The sequence below is a fragment of the Peribacillus sp. SIMBA_075 genome (assembly GCF_046534585.1).
The window spans coordinates 1-272 of record NZ_JAWRYN010000603.1; the positions used below are offsets into that span (position 1 = coordinate 1).

1 protein-coding gene is annotated in these 272 nt (G+C 45.6%); it reads left to right on the top strand.

The features are described 5' to 3' along the window. On the top strand, window positions 1-272 hold a 272-nt coding region (locus tag SB775_RS29580), incomplete at both ends, for a polysaccharide deacetylase family protein (RefSeq protein WP_410864803.1).

Here is a 272-nt window from a genome sequence, read left to right on the forward strand (position 1 = left end):
GTTTGTGCAATTTGTTCAGACGGGGACCTTGCCAACGGAGAATGCAGTACTCATTACATTTGATGACGGATATGAGAGTTACTATACAGAAGCGTTTCCGATTATGCGTGAATACGGTTTTCCATCTGTCAATTTTGCCATTGCAGGCAGGATACGAGATGTAGCAGAACGAAAGCGAGTAAACATGACGACGCCACTGTCGCGTCAACAAGTAAATGAAATGATAGCCTCTGGACTGGCTGATGTTGCCTCTCATACGTACAGCTTGCACG